Origin of the sequence: Uliginosibacterium sp. 31-12 (genome assembly GCF_030548425.1) — a bacterium.
Taxonomy (GTDB): domain Bacteria; phylum Pseudomonadota; class Gammaproteobacteria; order Burkholderiales; family Rhodocyclaceae; genus Uliginosibacterium; species Uliginosibacterium aquaticum.
This window is the reverse complement of the sequence record NZ_JAUOOA010000009.1, coordinates 64,636-79,932: the sequence shown is the minus strand read 5'-3', so window position 1 is coordinate 79,932 and position 15,297 is coordinate 64,636. Positions and strand designations below refer to the sequence as shown.

Sequence of the window (15,297 nt, the reverse complement as noted above, 5' to 3'; positions counted from 1 at the left end):
TGCTGCGGAAAGAACCAAAAACAACCGGCTGAACTTGTTCATAAACAACTCCTTTTTTGTTTTTTATTGATTTAACAATAAAAAAATATGGCTACGTCTCCGAAATACATCCTATATACAACCAGCCAGCGACCTCGCTCGAGGATCGTTGTCTGTAAAAAATTGTGTCCTATCCGGAGATGACAAATCACTCCACTCACACCACGACGAATGCCACTGATCGTGTCGGACACAAGCTTTACGCTCAACCACAGCCGGCGAGGCAATAAAACTACAAAAACTGGAAATGCGGCACTTAGGTAAACCCCAACACACTTCCACAATAGAGCAAACAAATCCTTTAAAATCAAAACACTAAATTAGTTCAAAAACGTACAATTTATTTGTTTTGACAAATACTTAGTGATATCCGAGAAATTTGTCACACACCACTAAAGTAGTAGCCATCCAGACCCGCGTTTTTGCGCGTCGGAGCAATCATCCGCATGTACAAGACGCAATCGAACTTCGACCAGCCGACAGATTTTTTGTTTTTATAAACATCAACAATCAAAACAAGGATTTATCAGAATTGCTGCAAGACAGCAAAAAGCCCACGATTTCCGTGGGCTTTTTTAGGAGCAAAACTTTCGGCGGATTTATCTGGCGCGATAAGGCGTAAATAAACTGCTGCCGCTCCAAGCCGGCGTCGATGCCGTGAACCGGGCCGGCGCAGCGGCGTAACTGGCAGCCTGATCCGGATCGGCGCCAGGCTTGAGTGCAGCCAGCGCCGGGTAGGGATAGAGCGGTCGGGCCCTGGTTTTGGCCGGAGCCGGTGAAGCCTCCACCGCCGGCGACAGTGCGCCGGGCTGGCCAAAGCTGCTACGCGGGCGACTGGCGGCCTGCTTGGCCAGGACAGCCTGCGGCACCTGCCCCTGCTCTACCCAGGCCTGCATCGGGGTGAGGAAATCGACCAGACTCGGGCCTTCTCCGTCAGCACAGTGATAGACGCCGGGTAACAGATAGAGGCGCTCGAACGCGGCGGCTTCCTGTTTGCCCATGAACTGCTCGAGGGCCTCGTGATAGGCGAGGGTATTGAGGGGCGAGATATGCGGATCGGCCCAGCCATGCCACAGGATCAGTTTGCCGCCCGCCGCGGCGAAGGCGCGCAGATCAGGGTTGGTCGCGTCGTAAAGCGGATGCAGGGGCTTGAGCTGCTCAAGCATGGCCTGATCGAAATGGATGTCGGCCAGGGAAAAGCTTTCCGGCGGATTGCGCTCGAAGCTCAGATTGCGCAGCGCATCCAGCGCGATCTGGCCGCTGAAGATCGGCTGCCCCGCTGCACGCGGCACGAATACGCCGACCCAGGCGAGTTCGGAACCATATTGCGGGCCACCGATGATCAGCCGCTCGCCGCTGCGCGGATCGCGCGGGCCGGCATAGAGCTTGCGCACCGCATCGACTTCGGCAGCACTCAGGCAATCGTTGCGGGGCGATGCGGCTCCGACCGGGCACTGCAGGCTGGCCGGATCGAAATGGCACAGGCGCGGATCGCTGAGCAGGCCGTCCTGCAGCCCATCGAGTCCATCGCACTGCGCGAGCACGGCCTGATGCAACAAGGGCAGGCGCGCCGCCTGCAAGATGGCCTGGCCATCCGCTCCGGTGTTCGCACGGGCTTGCCAGGCATGGTAGAGGCCGTTCTGAACCTGGAAATTCATCGCCGCCGCACCCGCAATGATGCCGTCGAAATCCTCCGGGTAGCGCTGAGCTTCCATCAGGGCTTCGCGCCCGCCATCCGAGCAACCGGTGAAATAGGCAAAAGCCTCGGCACGGCCGTAATAGGCGCGGATGAGCTTCTTCGCGGCCACAGCAGTCAGATGCACGGCGCGATGGGCAAAATCTATGCGCAAGGCTTCGTCGCGGCCGAACTCGCCGCCCATGCCCTGATGCCCCATGTCGGTGGAGGCGATGACGAAGCCCCCCGCCTTGAGCGGCACACAGCCCTCGGCGGCTCCGACCTCTTCGGGGATACGGCCACACAGGCCGCCACAACCGATCTGCAGGTAGCGCTGAGTCCAGCCCTCAACGGGCAGGCTGACCCGGAACCCGATTGCGGGTGCGAGGCGGCCTTCCAGCACGCACATCGCCACACCCTCCTTCACGCTTTCACGGGCGCTGAGCACCTGACTGCCCTCGCCACCGATATCGCTCAGCGCGGTTGCCAATAACCCGGAGCAGGACTGGACCGGTTTCACCACCTCCGGCGTAGCGGCCTGCACGCCGGGGCACAGCAGAAGACTGGCTGCCAATGCCAGCAGCACTCTCAGGGCATCTCGCTTGCGCATGGGATTTCCTTTTTGATTGCACAGACCTGATTCTGGCTGCTCGCGCAGCGGCATCAAGTGGCTACAAGGTAAGTTCTCGTACAGGAATATCTGCGCAGGTAAAGGCACCCGCCCGCGCATGGGCTCAGGCGGCGGCATGGCCTCCCGGCAGGGATACGCTGGCCCGCAGGCCGTGCCCTTGCGGCAGGTTTTCCAGCTCCAGGTGGCCACCATAGAGCTGCACCAGATCCTGCACAATGGCGAGCCCAAGGCCGGAACCCGGCGTGCTCTCGTCGAGGCGCACACCGCGCTGGCGAACCAGCTGGAGCTGTGAGGCGGCAATACCCGGCCCGTCATCCTCGATGTGCACGCACAAGCCGCCCGGCTGCGCCTCCAGCCGCACCTGCACACAGGAGGTGGCCCACTTGAATGCGTTCTCCAGCAAATTGCCGAGGATTTCCTGCAGATCCTGTTCTTCACCGGCAAACAGCAGCGCTTGTTCCGGCGCTTCGATGTGCGTCGTCAGCGGCTTATCGGCAAACACCCGCGCCATCACCCGCAGCAGGCCGGCCACCGCGGCATTCACCTCAGTATGCCGACCGGGCAGGCGATGGGCGGCCGCGGCGCGTGCACGCAACAGATGCCAATCCACATGGCGACGCACCTGGGCCAGCTGCTCTTTCACCAGCGCCACCGGAAGGGCGGCATCGTGCGCACGCGCCTGCTCGGCCTCGTTCTCCAGCACAGCCAGCGGCGTCTTGAGGGCATGGGCCAGGTTGCCGGCCTGGGTGCGTGCCCGCTCCACGACGCTGGCATTGGCCAGCAATACCTGATTGAAGTCATCCACCAGCGGCTGCACTTCCTGCGGAAAGGCACCGGCAAGCTGCGCGCTGCGCCCGTCGCGCACAGCCTTGAGCGCCTGCTGCAGATCACGCAGCGGACGCAGGCCGACACTGACCTGAGCCCAGGCCGCCAGCGCCAGCAGCCCCAGCAGGAGCAGCAAGGCCAGCGCCAGAGCGCGGCCGAAACGATGCGTGGCTTCGAGATTGAAACGCAGATCGCCCGCCACCGTGAGGCGGAAGCTGCGCCCGGGCGCATCCGCCGAGCTCACGACTCTTTGCAGCACCAGCAAAGACTCCTGAGCCGGCCCGCGCAGCTCGCTGACCTGCAAGGCGCCGGGATTCGTCGCCCCGGCGCCGCGCAGCGCCAGGTTCTGATCCCACAGGGAGCGTGAGCGCAGCAGCCCGAGGGTGATTGGCTTGCCGGCCGCGAGTTCGTCGATCTGCCAGTAGAGACCGGAGTAAGGCTTCTGCAGACGCGGATCGAGCATGGCCGCGTCATCCACCGTGAGCTGGCCATCCGGCCCGAACTCGAGCTCGACGATCAACTGATCGAGCTGGCGCTCCAGTGCGGCCTGGAACTGGTTGACCACGTGATCCTTGAACAGGGTCGTCAGCGCAACCCCGGTGAGCAACAGGGCCAGGGTGAGTCCGCCCAGGGTGCCCCACAGCAGGCGCACCCGCAAGGAGCGCGGCGCCCGGGTGGGCGGTTGGGCGTGCTCAGCTGACTTGCTCATGGCTCGCGATGCTGTAGCCGAGGCCACGCACGGTCTGGATCACGCTGGGTTCGAGTTTCTTGCGCAGGCGGCCGACAAAGACTTCGATGGTGTTTGAATCGCGATCGAAGTCCTGCGCGTAGATATGCTCGGTGAGTTCGGCCCGCGAAACGATCACGCCCTGTCGATGCATCAGGTATTCGAGCAGCTTGTACTCATGGCTGGTCAGCGCGACCGGCGCGCCCCCGAAACTGACTGTGGCATTGCGGGTATCCAGGCTCAACGCGCCGCTGCGCAGGATTGCCGAGGCCAGGCCGGCGCTGCGCCGGATCAGGGCGCGCAGGCGTGCCACGAGCTCCGGCCCGTGAAAGGGCTTGGCGAGGTAATCATCGGCACCGGCATCAATGCCGATGACCTTTTCGTGCCAGTTGCCGCGCGCAGTGAGCACCAGCACCGGCAGGCTCAGACCGGCCTCGCGCCAGCGCTTGAGCACGCTGAGCCCGTCCAGCAAGGGCAGGCCCAGATCCAGCACCACCGCATCAAAGGCCTCGGTGCTGCCGCGATAGTGGGCGTCCTGCCCGTCGCTGCTGGCCTCGGCCACATAGCCCGCCTCCTCGACGAGGCTCACGAGCTGCTGTTGCAGCCGGGGTTCATCTTCCGCAATCAAGATCCGCATCGCTGCTCTCCGCTCAGTCTTTCCAGCCCTTGTTCTTCATGCGCAGGATTTCGCCGGAAGCCGCATTCATCTCGAGCTTGAGGATCTGTCCGTCCGGCCGCAGCGCCTTGATCTCGTAGATCAGCCCGCTGCTGTCCTTCTCCGGATGCAACTTGGCCTCCAGCACCTGGCAGTCGCAGACCTTGTGCAAACGCTCCTGCACGGCGGCAAAAGATATCGCCTGACCAGACTGCAGGGCCGCACGCGCGCGATCCTGCTCGAACTTGTCGCCCGCACGGGCCCCGGCCGGCCAGCCAAGGGCCAGTGCAGCAGCGAGAAGAATGGGCCGGACACACCTGGTTTTCATGCGGAACCACTTCCTGACATCAATTGCAGCGGCGCTGCGGAGAATGCGCTGCGCAGTGTGGCAAGCCCTTTCTGAACGCCAGATGAACAAGGCCGCGCACTTCGAAGCACCGGCCCACGGGCGTTCAGCCGCCGTTCACCCAAGCCTGTTCAGACTGCATTCCATCGCTCCTCCTCGCTACATCAAACGAGCGACACCTTCATCGTTTTAATCACAAAGGAATGAAAATGAAATCCCTCTTTCTCGCCACCGCCCTTGCCCTTGCCTGCACGGCCGCCTCGGCCCAGTACCTCGGCCCGAATGGCGCCCCCGCGACAGTCAAACAACTGCTTGATCAGGCTTACGACCATGACCACGTCGTTCTGCAGGGGCATATCACCGGCCGTGTCGCCTATGACGATCTTTATCAATTCACCGATGGCAGCGCCACGGTACTGGTGAAGATCGATCACAAGCGCTGGCCGCTCGGCCTGAAAATCGACGACAAGACCCGCGTCGAGATCGCCGGCAAATACGACCGCGAGATCCTCGGCTACTCCAAGATCAAGGTGCTGTCGATCCGGGCGGTGAACTGAAACGCCGGCCGCAGAGCCATGACGCCGGCCGTGATGGCCTCATGGCTCAATACACATCGCGCCGGATACGCCCAGCGGCCCTCAGCTGCTCCAGGCCTTCGTCTCCCAGGATCTCGCGCATGGCCTGCTCCACGCCCTGCGCCATGCCTTGCGCACTGCCGCAAATGAGGATCTGGGCGCCGGCGGCGATCCACTGCCGGAAAGCCTGGGCTTCTTCCAGCAGGGCGTGCTGAACATAGGCGCGGATCGGATCGTCGCGCGAAAAAGTCAGGTCCAGACGGCTCAGCACGCGGCTGCGGCGCCAGGCCTCGAGCTCGCTGTGGCAGGGCCGGTCATGGCGCTCCGAGCGCTCACCAAAGATCAGCCAGGCACTACGCTCGGGCGCCGGCTGCCCCGAATCGGCAATGGCCCGGGCGCGCGCCTGCAGGTGACTGCGCAAACCGGCGAGGCCGCTGCCGGCGCCGATCAGGATCAGCGGCGTATCCGCGCCACACTCCAGATTGAAGCCGGGGTTGTGGCGGATCCGCAGCGACACCCGGTCATTGGCCCAGGCCGTATCGTTGAGCCAGCCGGAGGCTAAGCCGGGCTGCCCATCGGCGCGGCTCACGCTGCGCACGATGAGCTCCAGATGACCGTCCTCCGGCAGGTTGGCAATCGAATAGCTGCGCGGCCGGCCATCGCCCCCCGGGGGAATCAGATCAATCAGGTCACCCGCCTGCCAGTGCGGCGGCAGGCCCGCCTGCGGTTGCAATTCAAGCTTGAACAAGGGCGCACCGGGGCTGCCGCTGTTGAGGCAACGACGGCGGATGAAGCGCCATTCGGTATAGCCGGCATCCAGCGGCGGCGTGAGCAGCGGGGTGTGCACGCCGAGCCCCTGCAAGGCCTGTTGCCAGTGCTTGAGGCTGAGCGCATCGAGGCGATCCGCATCAATGCGCGGAAAGCAGGCGCTGGCGCCGGATTGCTGCAGCCACTGATCGAGCTGGCGGCCAAAGGCGCAGAACTGCGGATAGCTGCGATCACCCAGCGCCAGCACGCCATAGCTCAGGCCGCGCAAGGCCGCGCAGGGGCCCGCCGCCAGCCGGGTCCGCGCAAAGCTGATGGCATGGTCGGGCGGATTGCCCTCGCCATAGGTACTGACCACGAACAGCACATGCCGGGCGGCGCTCACCTCTTCCAGCCAGGGCTGATCGATACGCCGCTGGATCACCGCCACGCCCTCCTTTTCAAGCGCCCGCGCCGCCTGGCGGGCGAGCGCTTCGGCCTGCCCGGTCTGGCTGGCATGAATGATCCACACCGGCTTTCCCCGCGCCGCCGCCGGCGCTGCAGCGGGCTGTGGCCCAGGTGCCGGCAAGCCTGCCAGTGCGGCCTTGCGATACATGCGCCAGCACATCAGTGCATAGGCCAGGATCAGGCCCACAGCGGCCTGCAGGCGCCAGATTTCCGGGATCAGTTTGTCCATCATTTTGTCATTTCCGGATCAGATCATTTTCAGACAAGCAAAGCCTCGAATGCCGGGCTCGCCGCCTCGTGCCACTCGCCACGCTCATCCCGCCACTGCAGCAAGGCCCGCAGGCCCTGAGCTGCGGCCCGTTGCAAGCCGGCATGCGGGCCCAGCACCATCAGCGCCGTAGCCCAGGCATCTGCCAGCATGCATTCATCATGAATCACCGTCACCGAGGCGAGGCCATGCGCCACCGGCTCACCGCTGCGCGGATCGAGGGTGTGCTGGATCAGGCGTTCATCCAGCAGATAGCAGCGCCGGTAGTTACCGGAGGTCGCCACCGCCAGCCCATGCAAGGCCACCCGCGTAGCAGGCAAGGGGCAATCCTGCGCCGGAGACTCCAGCGCCACCCACCAGGGCTGGCCATCGGGTTTGATGCCACTGCCGCGCAGTTCGCCTCCGACTTCAACCAGATGATGGTCAAGCCCCCGACCTGTCAGGAAAGCCGCCACCGCGTCCACCGCAAAGCCCTTGGCGATGGCCGCCAGGTTCAGCGCAATACCGCCCGGCTGGCGCAGGCGACCGGCTTCGTCCAGCTCCAAAGCCTGCCAGCGCCTGCCCGGCAGCAGCGGCGCAGCGGGCGGCTCGAAGCCGGCCTCGCTGAAGCGCCGCGCGGCGCCAAAGCCCCAGGCATCGATGACCGAGCCCATCGCGGGATCGAAAGCACCTTCGCTGAGATGCGCCACTTGCAATGCGTTACGCATAACCTGCGCAAACTCCGCCGGCAGATCCATCCAGCTGCCCGGCGGCAGCGTGGCAAAGCGGCGCAGCGGCGAGCTGGCGCGAAAGTGACTCATCTGCGCTTCGAGCCCTTCCAGCAGGGCCGCGATATCGGTCTTCAGCTGGCGGGGCGAGAGGCAATCGCGCACCACCACGCGCACGCTCCAGGTGGTGCCCATGCAGTTGCCGGCAAGCTTGTAGACATCACCCTCAGGCAGGCCTGCGGGCTGATCGATGCGGGCCGGAATCAGGGCACGGAAGGCAGGTGCATTCATGGCCGCACGCTCAGGGTTTGCTCGTCAATCGCACCAGCCCGAGCTCGCTCGTCCCTGTAGCCTCGGCCTTGGCGGCGCTGCGCGGCGGCCATTGCAGCGGCAGGCGCAACAGCTCGCGACCTCCGTGCTCGCGCGCCACCTCAACCACCACCTCATACTCGCCCGCGGCGAGTTTCTTCACCGCCTCGCTCGCGCCGAGGTTGATCACATGCTCACCGGCCGGGCGCGTTGCCCCCGATACACCATCAATCGGGAAGCTCGCCTGGCTGCCGCTGGCCTTCCACCAGCTGCGCAGATCCGGCAGCCATTTGGTGGCGCCCACGTTGTTGGGTTTCTTCATGTCATACCAGACCGCGATATTGCCGGCGAAGTCATGACTGGCGGCCTTCTCAAGCCACACCGCAACATACGGACGGCGCACCTTTGCGCCCTGGATAACCGGCAGGGTGATATCGAGCTGGGCCTCCACGGCCTGGGCCGGTAAGCTCAGGCCCAGGCCGAGGAGGGAGAGTGCGGAAGTGAGGAGACGGGTTTTCATATTGCTTCCTTTCAAAATGGGTCAGGGCTTCTAGTGCACGCAGAGCAGCATCAACAACAGGGGAATCACCAGCCCCAGGCAGGTCAGCGGCCACACCTTCCAGCGCGAGCGGGCATGCACCTGCAGGATCAGCAGGCCGGTGATGCTGAAGATCACGCAGGCCACGCCGAACACGGTGATGAAGCTGCCCCACACGCGGCCGGCGTTCTTGCCCTTGTGCAGATCGTTGAAGTAGGCCACCCAACCGCGATCGCTGGCTTCGTACTGGATGGCGCCGCTGTGGCGATCCACGCTCAGCCAGGCCTCCACACCGGGGCTCTTCAGGTCGATGAAGACTTCATCCGCCGACCATTCGCTGGCCTTCGGATAAATCGCCAGTTGCCAGTTTTCACTCAGCCAGCGCTTGAGTGCGGCGGGCGGTGGGTCTCCGGCGGCGCCCGGTTGCGCGTTGAGCTCCGCGAGTAGCGCAGGCGGCAGCACGGCAGCATGCCGGGTGACTTTGGCGCTGGCGCTTTCGAACACATCGGCGTTGTTGAGCGTGATGCCACTGGCGGCAAAGAACAGCATGCCGATCAGGCTCACCGCCGAGCTGATCCAGTGCCATTGCATCAACACTTTCAGCCATGCCGCACGGCGGCTTGCGGCCTTGATTTCGCTGCTCGCGGTCGGCGCTTGCTGATCCAGAAATTCGCTGCGTGCGTTCATGCTCAGGCTCCTGTCATGCTTTGGAAAGGCTCACAGTGCGGCGTTGAGCAGGCGATGGCGTCGCCACCAGGTCAGCAGGCCGGTGAGCAGCAAGCCCAGCAGCGGCAGCGTCGACATGAAGGTGAACAGCCCGGAGAAAGCGCCGGCCCAGGTGCCTTCGTGGAGCATGCGCACCCAGCCCGGCCCGCCGCTACGCAGCAGCTCGCCAGCACTGGTCACGAGATAGAGGGCGGCACGCGGCTCATCCTGCACGGTCAGCATCACGGCACCGCCGCGGAAGGTGCGCACTTGCGCGAGCTTGGAGAGATCCACCTGCTGACTCGCGATCTCGATCACCTTCACCAGCGGCAAGGGGCGGCCCGCTTCGTAGTGCGGCAGGGAGGCGGTACCCAGATGGAAAGCCATCATCAGGCCGGTCACCGGCGTGAGCGCGGCCAGCGGCCAGGCTAGCCAGCCCAGCCCTGCATGCCAGCCACTGAGGGTGTTGCGCAGGCGACGCCAGCCGAGCAGGAAGCCCGAGAGGAAGAGAATCACCGTGACGCTGGTGGTCAGCGTCACCAGCCAGCCTGCGCCCACCAGCAGATTGGTGTGCAGATTGCGCGCCAGGCCGAAGAGATCGAAACCAGCCGCGCCCACCCGTGCGCCGCTTTGCGCATCGAACTCACCCATGGCGCCGGTGCCGCGCGCGCTCAGCACGAAGCGCGTGCCATCGCTGGAGAGACTCATCACGCCGGCCTTGTGGCCCGGATCGGCCTGCTCGAGTGCGCGGCTCAGGCTGGCCACATCCACCGGCGGCCGCGCCCCAGACTCCACCACCGGCTTGAAAGCCAGCACCAGGCCGGAGAGGATGATCAGCAGCAGCACGGGTGCGGTCAGCAGGGCCAGCCAGCGGTGAGCTTGGGTGAGAAAGGGAATCAGGGAGCGCATGTCGAAGCATCCAGGGTTTGGGAATGCCTGCATTGAACGACCGGCGTGTGAACCGGATATGGGCTTTTCGCGGGGTTTTGTAAATGCCGTGTAAATGCCTGTAACTGCATGTTCCGTATGCAAAAAAGCCGCACGCCCAAACACGCTTCCGGGCTATGCTGAAAAACACGAATTTCATCCAGACCGACATGAGCAAGAAAATTCTGGTGGTCGACGACGACCCGGAACTCACCGAACTTCTACGCAGCTATCTGGGCAACAACGGCTTCCAGGTCGAGACGGCCCATGATGGCAAAGCCATGCACGCCATGCTTCCGGCATTCTCGCCCGACCTGCTGATCCTCGATCTGATGCTGCCCGGCGAAGATGGCCTGAGCCTGTGCCGCAACCTGCGCGCCGGCTCGCGCCTGCCGATCCTGATGCTCACCGCGCGCGGCGACGACATGGATCGCATCATCGGGCTCGAAATGGGCGCAGACGACTACCTGCCCAAGCCCTTCAATCCGCGTGAGCTGCTCGCCCGCATCCGCAGCATCATGCGCCGCGCCGAGGAGCACGGCCCGGCGGAACGCCCGGCCCGCACCCTGCATTTTGCAGGCTGGACGCTGGATCTCTCGGCCCACAACCTGCTCGACAAGGATGGCATTGTCATTGCCCTGTCGACCGGCGAATTCCGCCTCCTGCACATGCTGGCCGAAACGCCCAACTGCGTGTTCTCGCGCGATCAGCTCACCGATGCCATCGCCGGACGCGATGCCGGCCCCTTTGATCGCACCATCGACGTGATGATCTCGCGCCTGCGCCGCCGCCTGAACGACGATGCGCGCGATCCACAGCTGATCAAGACGGTACGCAGCGAAGGCTACATGCTCGCCACAAAGGTGGAGGCGCGCGCATGAAGTGGCTGCCGCGCACCCTCTTCGGCCAGATCGCGCTGGCGCTCTTCGTGGTGCTGGTCGTGGTGCAGCTGCTCGGGCTGTGGCTGCTGCTGGATGACCGCGGCCGCCTCAACTACAAGCTGCTCGCCGAGTATTCCGCCCAGCGCATGGCCGGCATCGCCACCGTGCTGGATCTGGCCGAGCCGGCCGAACGCCCCCTGCTGGTGAAGGCGCTCAGCGTGCAGCCCACCATGCTCACGCTGAGCCTGCCCTGGGCCACCGAAAATATCGATGGCTCCATCGATGCGCAGAACTTTGCCAGCGAGGCCCGGCGCCAGCTGGCGGCAGGCCTGCAGGTGCAGATGCTGGCGCTGGAGCGCGTCGACCCGCTGCTGCTAAGCCTGCATCCGCCGCCGCTCGCCCACCGCGACAAGCGGGACCATGATGACGATGACAAAGATGAGAGCAAGTCCGCCCGCGGCAAGTTCTTTGCACGCACCTACGTCGCCCAGATCCGGCTGCATGACGGCGTCGTAGTCACATTCCATCACCTGCTGCCGATGCCCTCCGGCGATCTACCTTATCGCCTGATCGCGCTTCTGGTGCTGCTCGGGGGCGCCACCACCGGCCTTTCGATCTGGGCCGTGCGCCGCCTCACCCGCCCGTTGGCCCGCTTCACACAAGCCGCCTCGGGCCTGGCCAAGAACCTTAACCAGGCGCCCATGCCGGAAGTCGGCCCGCAGGATGTGCGCCAGGCAGTGCAGGCCTTCAACACCATGCAGCGCGACGTCCGGCGACTCGTCGATACGCGCGCCCAAGCCCTGTCCGCCGTGTCGCACGACCTGCGCCTGCCGATCACACGGATGCGCCTGCGCCTGGAAGGCGAGGTCGCGCCCGAGCTGCGCGAGAAGATGCAGCGCGATCTGGGTGAAATGGACGCCATGATCGGCCACACTCTGGACTTCCTGCGCGCCGGCTCCGACACCGAAGCGCTGGTAGCAGTGAATCTCGATGCCCTGCTCGACAGCGTGATCGAGGACATGGAAGAGCTGGGAGCCCGCATCACGCGCGAGGGCCGCTGCAGCCAGCCGCTCAAGGCCCGCCCGCACGGACTGCGCCGCTGCATCGCCAACCTGCTCGACAACGCACGCTTCTACGGCGGTGACGGCATCCGGGTGCGCGTGGAAGATACCGGCACGGAGGTGCGCATCCGCATCACCGATCAGGGCCCTGGGATTCCCGAGAGCGAGCTGGAGAAAGTCTTCGAGCCCTACTTCCGTCTCGAATCCTCGCGTGCCCGGCATACCGGCGGCACCGGTCTGGGCCTGCCGATCGCCAAGGCCATTGCCGAGGCCCACGGCGGCAGCCTGAGCCTCCAGTCGAAGCCCAGCGAGGGCGTCACGGCCTGCATCCGCCTGCCCCGCCGCGCGGCCTGATTCGGTATGCTGGCGGCCGGGTGGAAGCTGCGCCCGGCATTTCAGGAACAGTCATGACCGCAACAGACTCGCGCCGCGAACCGGACACCGGCGCCCGCGCCGCCGCCATTTACGCGCTGGTCGCCCATCGCCTCGCCGCTTTCTACGATCACCAGTACTGGATCACCCAGGCTCAGGCCGCTGCGCTGTGCAGCGACTGGCTCGCGCGTGCACAGCAGAGTCTGCCGCTGTCCGAGCGCAAGCTGCTGGCAGATCTGAGCGATCAGCTCGCCAGCCAGATCCGGGACAGCCTGTCGCGCGAGGCCGGGCTATACACCGCCCATGAGCTGATGGAATCGCTCGATCCGCGCCACGTCTCCGAACTCGGTGCGTCCATCATGGATGAGTGCGTGCGCCTGCTGAAAGATTCACAGCTCTGAAGCATCGTCCTTGAACCAGCCGATCTTCCCCTGGCCGGATTCGCCGAGCGCGGCAACAAAGCCCTCGGCCTGCGCTTCGGGCAAACTGATCAGGAACTCCACCAGCGCGCCATGGCGCACCTCGCCCAGCTGCGCGCCACCCGCTTCGATCGCGCGCCGCACCATGCCTTCCAGCGCATAGGGCGCCACACAGCGCAGGGTGCGCACGCGGATGATGGGCGTTTTCTGCGCGCCTCGCAGAGCCTGCGCCACGCTATCGGTATAGGCCCGCACCAGGCCACCCGCGCCCAGCATGATGCCGCCGTAATAGCGCACGGTGGTCGCCAGCACGCCTTCCAGGTCCTGATGTCGCAACACATCGAGCATCGGCCGCCCGGCCGTGCCGCTGGGCTCGCCATCATCCACCGCAGCGGACTGCCCGCCAGCCATCAACGCCCAGCACACATGCGAAGCGCCCGGATGCTCGGCCCACAAGGCCGCCACGATCTTCTGCGCTGCCGCACGATCAGCCACCGGCTGCACGCAGGCGATGAAACGGCTCTTCTTGATCAGGAGTTCGCTATGAACCGGGGCGGCAATGCTGAAAGGCATGGATGGGCGACACGAAAGCAGGCGGAGGGATTCTACGCCGCGCCTTCAGCGCGCTGCAGGGCACACCCGAGGGCGCCAGAACAAAAAACCCACGGTCGCGAGCCGTGGGTTTTTCTCGGTTACCGGGCGGAGCGCCACCCGGAGCCGGCAGATCACTCGCGTTCGAAAGCCCCCAGATCCGGGGCGCTGCCCAGGTAAGGCAGGCCTGCGTTGCTGCCGGCATTGATCAGCTTGCTGCCGGCAACCAGGCGGAACAGGGTGGTGTAGACCAGCGAGCCATCCGGGTTGCGGCTGCGGCTGGCGAGGTTGGTGTCCACGCTCAGGAAGTCCGCACTGCTCACCGCAATACCGTTCCAGGTATTGGTCTTTGAAGTCGCGTTGGCGATGCTGTCAGCAGCCTTGCCGGAGAGCGACACGTTGTTGGCGAAGACATTCTGCTCACCCGCCGTCAGCGCACCGCCAAAGCCGTAGTTGATGCCGTTCTGGAAGGAGGTGTTGTTGATGACCGTGACGCCGCCAACATTGTTGTTCTGGTCGAAACCCTTGTTGGGATGGCCAAAGGAAACCGAGTTGATGATCCGGTTGCGCTGCAGCTTGTAGTTGCCACCCAGCTTGAAGCCGTTGCCGTTCCCCGCAAAGTTGCCATAGCCCCACACATCCACGCCATTGCGGAAGGTCCAGCTATTCTCGATGGTCACCGTTTCGGCACTGTCAAAGGTGTCCCAGCCATCATCCGAGTTCTCCCAGGCACGGCAGCCGTAGAAGAAATTGCCCGCCCCCTGGGTCTGCTTGGAGGCAAAGCCATCGGCCATGCTGCCGTTCTTCTTCGGGTCGTAGTTACGGTAGGCATCCGAGTTGATCACGGTGGTGTGATGGCCGCCCTTGTTGATTTCGAGACCACTGTTCCGGTTGTTGTGGAAGGCCACGTTCTCGAAGGTGTTGTAGCCACCGGTCACATAGACGCCCTGGTAGCCGGCCCGGGTGATCTCGATGCCCTTGAAGTACCAGTAGCTGCCGGTCAGGTAGAAACCGTAGGAGTCCTGGACATAGGTGTTTTCAGGGAAGGAAAAGTCGATCACGGCCTTGCCGCAGTTGGCCGCAACCATGTAGATGCGGGCGCTGGCGCTGCCAGACTTCGCCAGGGTGAGGGTGTTCTTGGCCCCTGCGGTATAGGGCACGCTATAGGTGCCGGGTTGCAGCAGGATCATCTGCCCGGCGCTGACCGCCGACAGTGCGGCCGTGAAGCTCATCGGCGCCGAGAAGCTGGTGCCGGCGCCGGTGCTGGCGGCCGTCGGCGTGACGTAATAGACCCTGGAGGCCACCAGATTGCTGGTCTCGGTGCCACAGCCAGTGACATAGGGATTGCTGCTGGCGCTGCTGGAGACTGCGGCACTGCTGGACTGCGCAGCGCTCGAAGCCGCGCTCGAGGCCACACTGGCTGCCACGCTGGAACGGGCCGCACTGGAGACGGCGACCGACGAAGCCGCGGCAGAAGATGATGAAGCGGAGGAGGACGAAGCAGCCGTTACCACCGGCCCCACCGAGCACCAGGCCGAGGCGGTGTAGGCGCTGCCGCCGGTGAACAGCGACTGGGCACAGGTGAAATTGCCCGTCAGCGTGGCGTACACAAAGCTGCCGGACTTGCCCAGCGCCACCGTGTGGCTGCCGCTCATGCTGCAACTGCTGCCAACCTGGGCACACTTCGTGTAGCCGCTGGGATAGTCCGCCGCAGCATGTGCATTGGCCCCCAGCATCAGGGCGGCTGCGCCGATCAGAAATTTGCCGAACATTCTGTCTCCTCGTCTTTTTTATGTCTGCCGCCGGGGCTGCAGGGCTATGACTATCGTCGTAG

Annotated in this window: 15 protein-coding genes; 4 read left to right on the top strand and 11 right to left on the bottom strand. The window is 64.4% G+C overall.

Annotation, left to right across the window (positions count from 1 at the left end):
- Positions 1 to 638: 638 nt before the first annotated feature.
- The 4 genes from Q3Y64_RS16205 to Q3Y64_RS16190 form a co-directional block, all read right to left on the bottom strand.
- Positions 639 to 2,324 (bottom strand): tannase/feruloyl esterase family alpha/beta hydrolase, encoded by a 1,686-nt coding sequence (locus tag Q3Y64_RS16205; RefSeq protein ID WP_303563396.1) that lies wholly within the window; start codon positions 2,322 to 2,324, stop codon positions 639 to 641.
- Positions 2,325 to 2,448: 124 nt separating this feature from the next.
- Positions 2,449 to 3,879 carry a sensor histidine kinase gene (locus tag Q3Y64_RS16200; protein WP_303563393.1) on the bottom strand — a complete coding sequence of 477 codons (1,431 nt, stop codon included), beginning with the start codon at positions 3,877 to 3,879 and terminating at the stop codon, positions 2,449 to 2,451.
- On the bottom strand, positions 3,863 to 4,534 hold the full coding sequence (locus tag Q3Y64_RS16195) for a response regulator transcription factor (protein WP_303563391.1): 672 nt from the start codon (positions 4,532 to 4,534) through the stop codon (positions 3,863 to 3,865). Before Q3Y64_RS16195 ends, Q3Y64_RS16200 begins: the two co-directional genes overlap by 17 nt.
- 13 nt (positions 4,535 to 4,547) lie before the next feature.
- On the bottom strand, positions 4,548 to 4,880 hold the full coding sequence (locus Q3Y64_RS16190; protein ID WP_303563389.1) for a PepSY domain-containing protein: 333 nt from the start codon (positions 4,878 to 4,880) through the stop codon (positions 4,548 to 4,550).
- Between the two features lie 227 nt (positions 4,881 to 5,107).
- On the opposite strand from Q3Y64_RS16190, the gene Q3Y64_RS16185 reads away from it, so the two are divergent.
- On the top strand, positions 5,108 to 5,455 hold the full coding sequence (locus Q3Y64_RS16185; protein ID WP_303563387.1) for a NirD/YgiW/YdeI family stress tolerance protein: 348 nt from the start codon (positions 5,108 to 5,110) through the stop codon (positions 5,453 to 5,455).
- Positions 5,456 to 5,501: 46 nt separating this feature from the next.
- On the opposite strand, the gene Q3Y64_RS16180 is transcribed toward Q3Y64_RS16185, so the two are convergent.
- Genes Q3Y64_RS16180 through Q3Y64_RS16160 form a run of 5 tightly spaced genes read right to left on the bottom strand, consistent with a single transcriptional unit; the run spans position 5,502 to position 10,121 of the window.
- Positions 5,502 to 6,917: a sulfite reductase subunit alpha gene (locus Q3Y64_RS16180; protein WP_303563386.1), complete on the bottom strand. Its 1,416-nt coding sequence runs from the start codon at positions 6,915 to 6,917 to the stop codon at positions 5,502 to 5,504.
- A gap of 26 nt (positions 6,918 to 6,943) precedes the next feature.
- On the bottom strand, positions 6,944 to 7,951 hold the full coding sequence (locus Q3Y64_RS16175) for an FAD:protein FMN transferase (protein WP_303563384.1): 1,008 nt from the start codon (positions 7,949 to 7,951) through the stop codon (positions 6,944 to 6,946).
- Between the two features lie 10 nt (positions 7,952 to 7,961).
- On the bottom strand, positions 7,962 to 8,489 hold the full coding sequence (locus tag Q3Y64_RS16170; protein WP_303563382.1) for a DUF2271 domain-containing protein: 528 nt from the start codon (positions 8,487 to 8,489) through the stop codon (positions 7,962 to 7,964).
- A 30-nt stretch (positions 8,490 to 8,519) separates the two neighbouring features.
- Positions 8,520 to 9,194 (bottom strand): PepSY-associated TM helix domain-containing protein, encoded by a 675-nt coding sequence (locus tag Q3Y64_RS16165; RefSeq protein WP_303563380.1) that lies wholly within the window; start codon positions 9,192 to 9,194, stop codon positions 8,520 to 8,522.
- A gap of 30 nt (positions 9,195 to 9,224) precedes the next feature.
- Positions 9,225 to 10,121, bottom strand: coding sequence for a PepSY-associated TM helix domain-containing protein (locus Q3Y64_RS16160; protein WP_303563378.1), 897 nt, complete (start codon positions 10,119 to 10,121; stop codon positions 9,225 to 9,227).
- Between the two features lie 188 nt (positions 10,122 to 10,309).
- Here Q3Y64_RS16160 and Q3Y64_RS16155 point away from each other — a divergent pair, with 188 nt between their 5' ends.
- From Q3Y64_RS16155 to Q3Y64_RS16145, 3 genes are read left to right on the top strand one after another with little or no spacing between them, the layout of a single operon-like run.
- On the top strand, positions 10,310 to 11,020 hold the full coding sequence (locus Q3Y64_RS16155; protein ID WP_101942218.1) for a response regulator: 711 nt from the start codon (positions 10,310 to 10,312) through the stop codon (positions 11,018 to 11,020).
- Positions 11,017 to 12,435, top strand: coding sequence for an ATP-binding protein (locus Q3Y64_RS16150; protein WP_303563377.1), 1,419 nt, complete (start codon positions 11,017 to 11,019; stop codon positions 12,433 to 12,435). Before Q3Y64_RS16155 ends, Q3Y64_RS16150 begins: the two co-directional genes overlap by 4 nt.
- A 53-nt stretch (positions 12,436 to 12,488) precedes the next feature.
- Positions 12,489 to 12,854 (top strand): hypothetical protein, encoded by a 366-nt coding sequence (locus Q3Y64_RS16145; RefSeq protein WP_303563375.1) that lies wholly within the window; start codon positions 12,489 to 12,491, stop codon positions 12,852 to 12,854.
- On the opposite strand, the gene Q3Y64_RS16140 is transcribed toward Q3Y64_RS16145, so the two are convergent.
- The gene (locus Q3Y64_RS16140) at positions 12,843 to 13,445 is read right to left on the bottom strand and encodes a YigZ family protein (RefSeq protein ID WP_303563373.1); all 603 of its coding nucleotides are present in this window, start codon (positions 13,443 to 13,445) and stop codon (positions 12,843 to 12,845) included. The two genes, Q3Y64_RS16145 and Q3Y64_RS16140, sit on opposite strands and share 12 nt — an antisense overlap.
- Before the next feature lie 152 nt (positions 13,446 to 13,597).
- Positions 13,598 to 15,235 carry a right-handed parallel beta-helix repeat-containing protein gene (locus Q3Y64_RS16135; RefSeq protein WP_303563370.1) on the bottom strand — a complete coding sequence of 546 codons (1,638 nt, stop codon included), beginning with the start codon at positions 15,233 to 15,235 and terminating at the stop codon, positions 13,598 to 13,600.
- Positions 15,236 to 15,297: the final 62 nt, after the last annotated feature.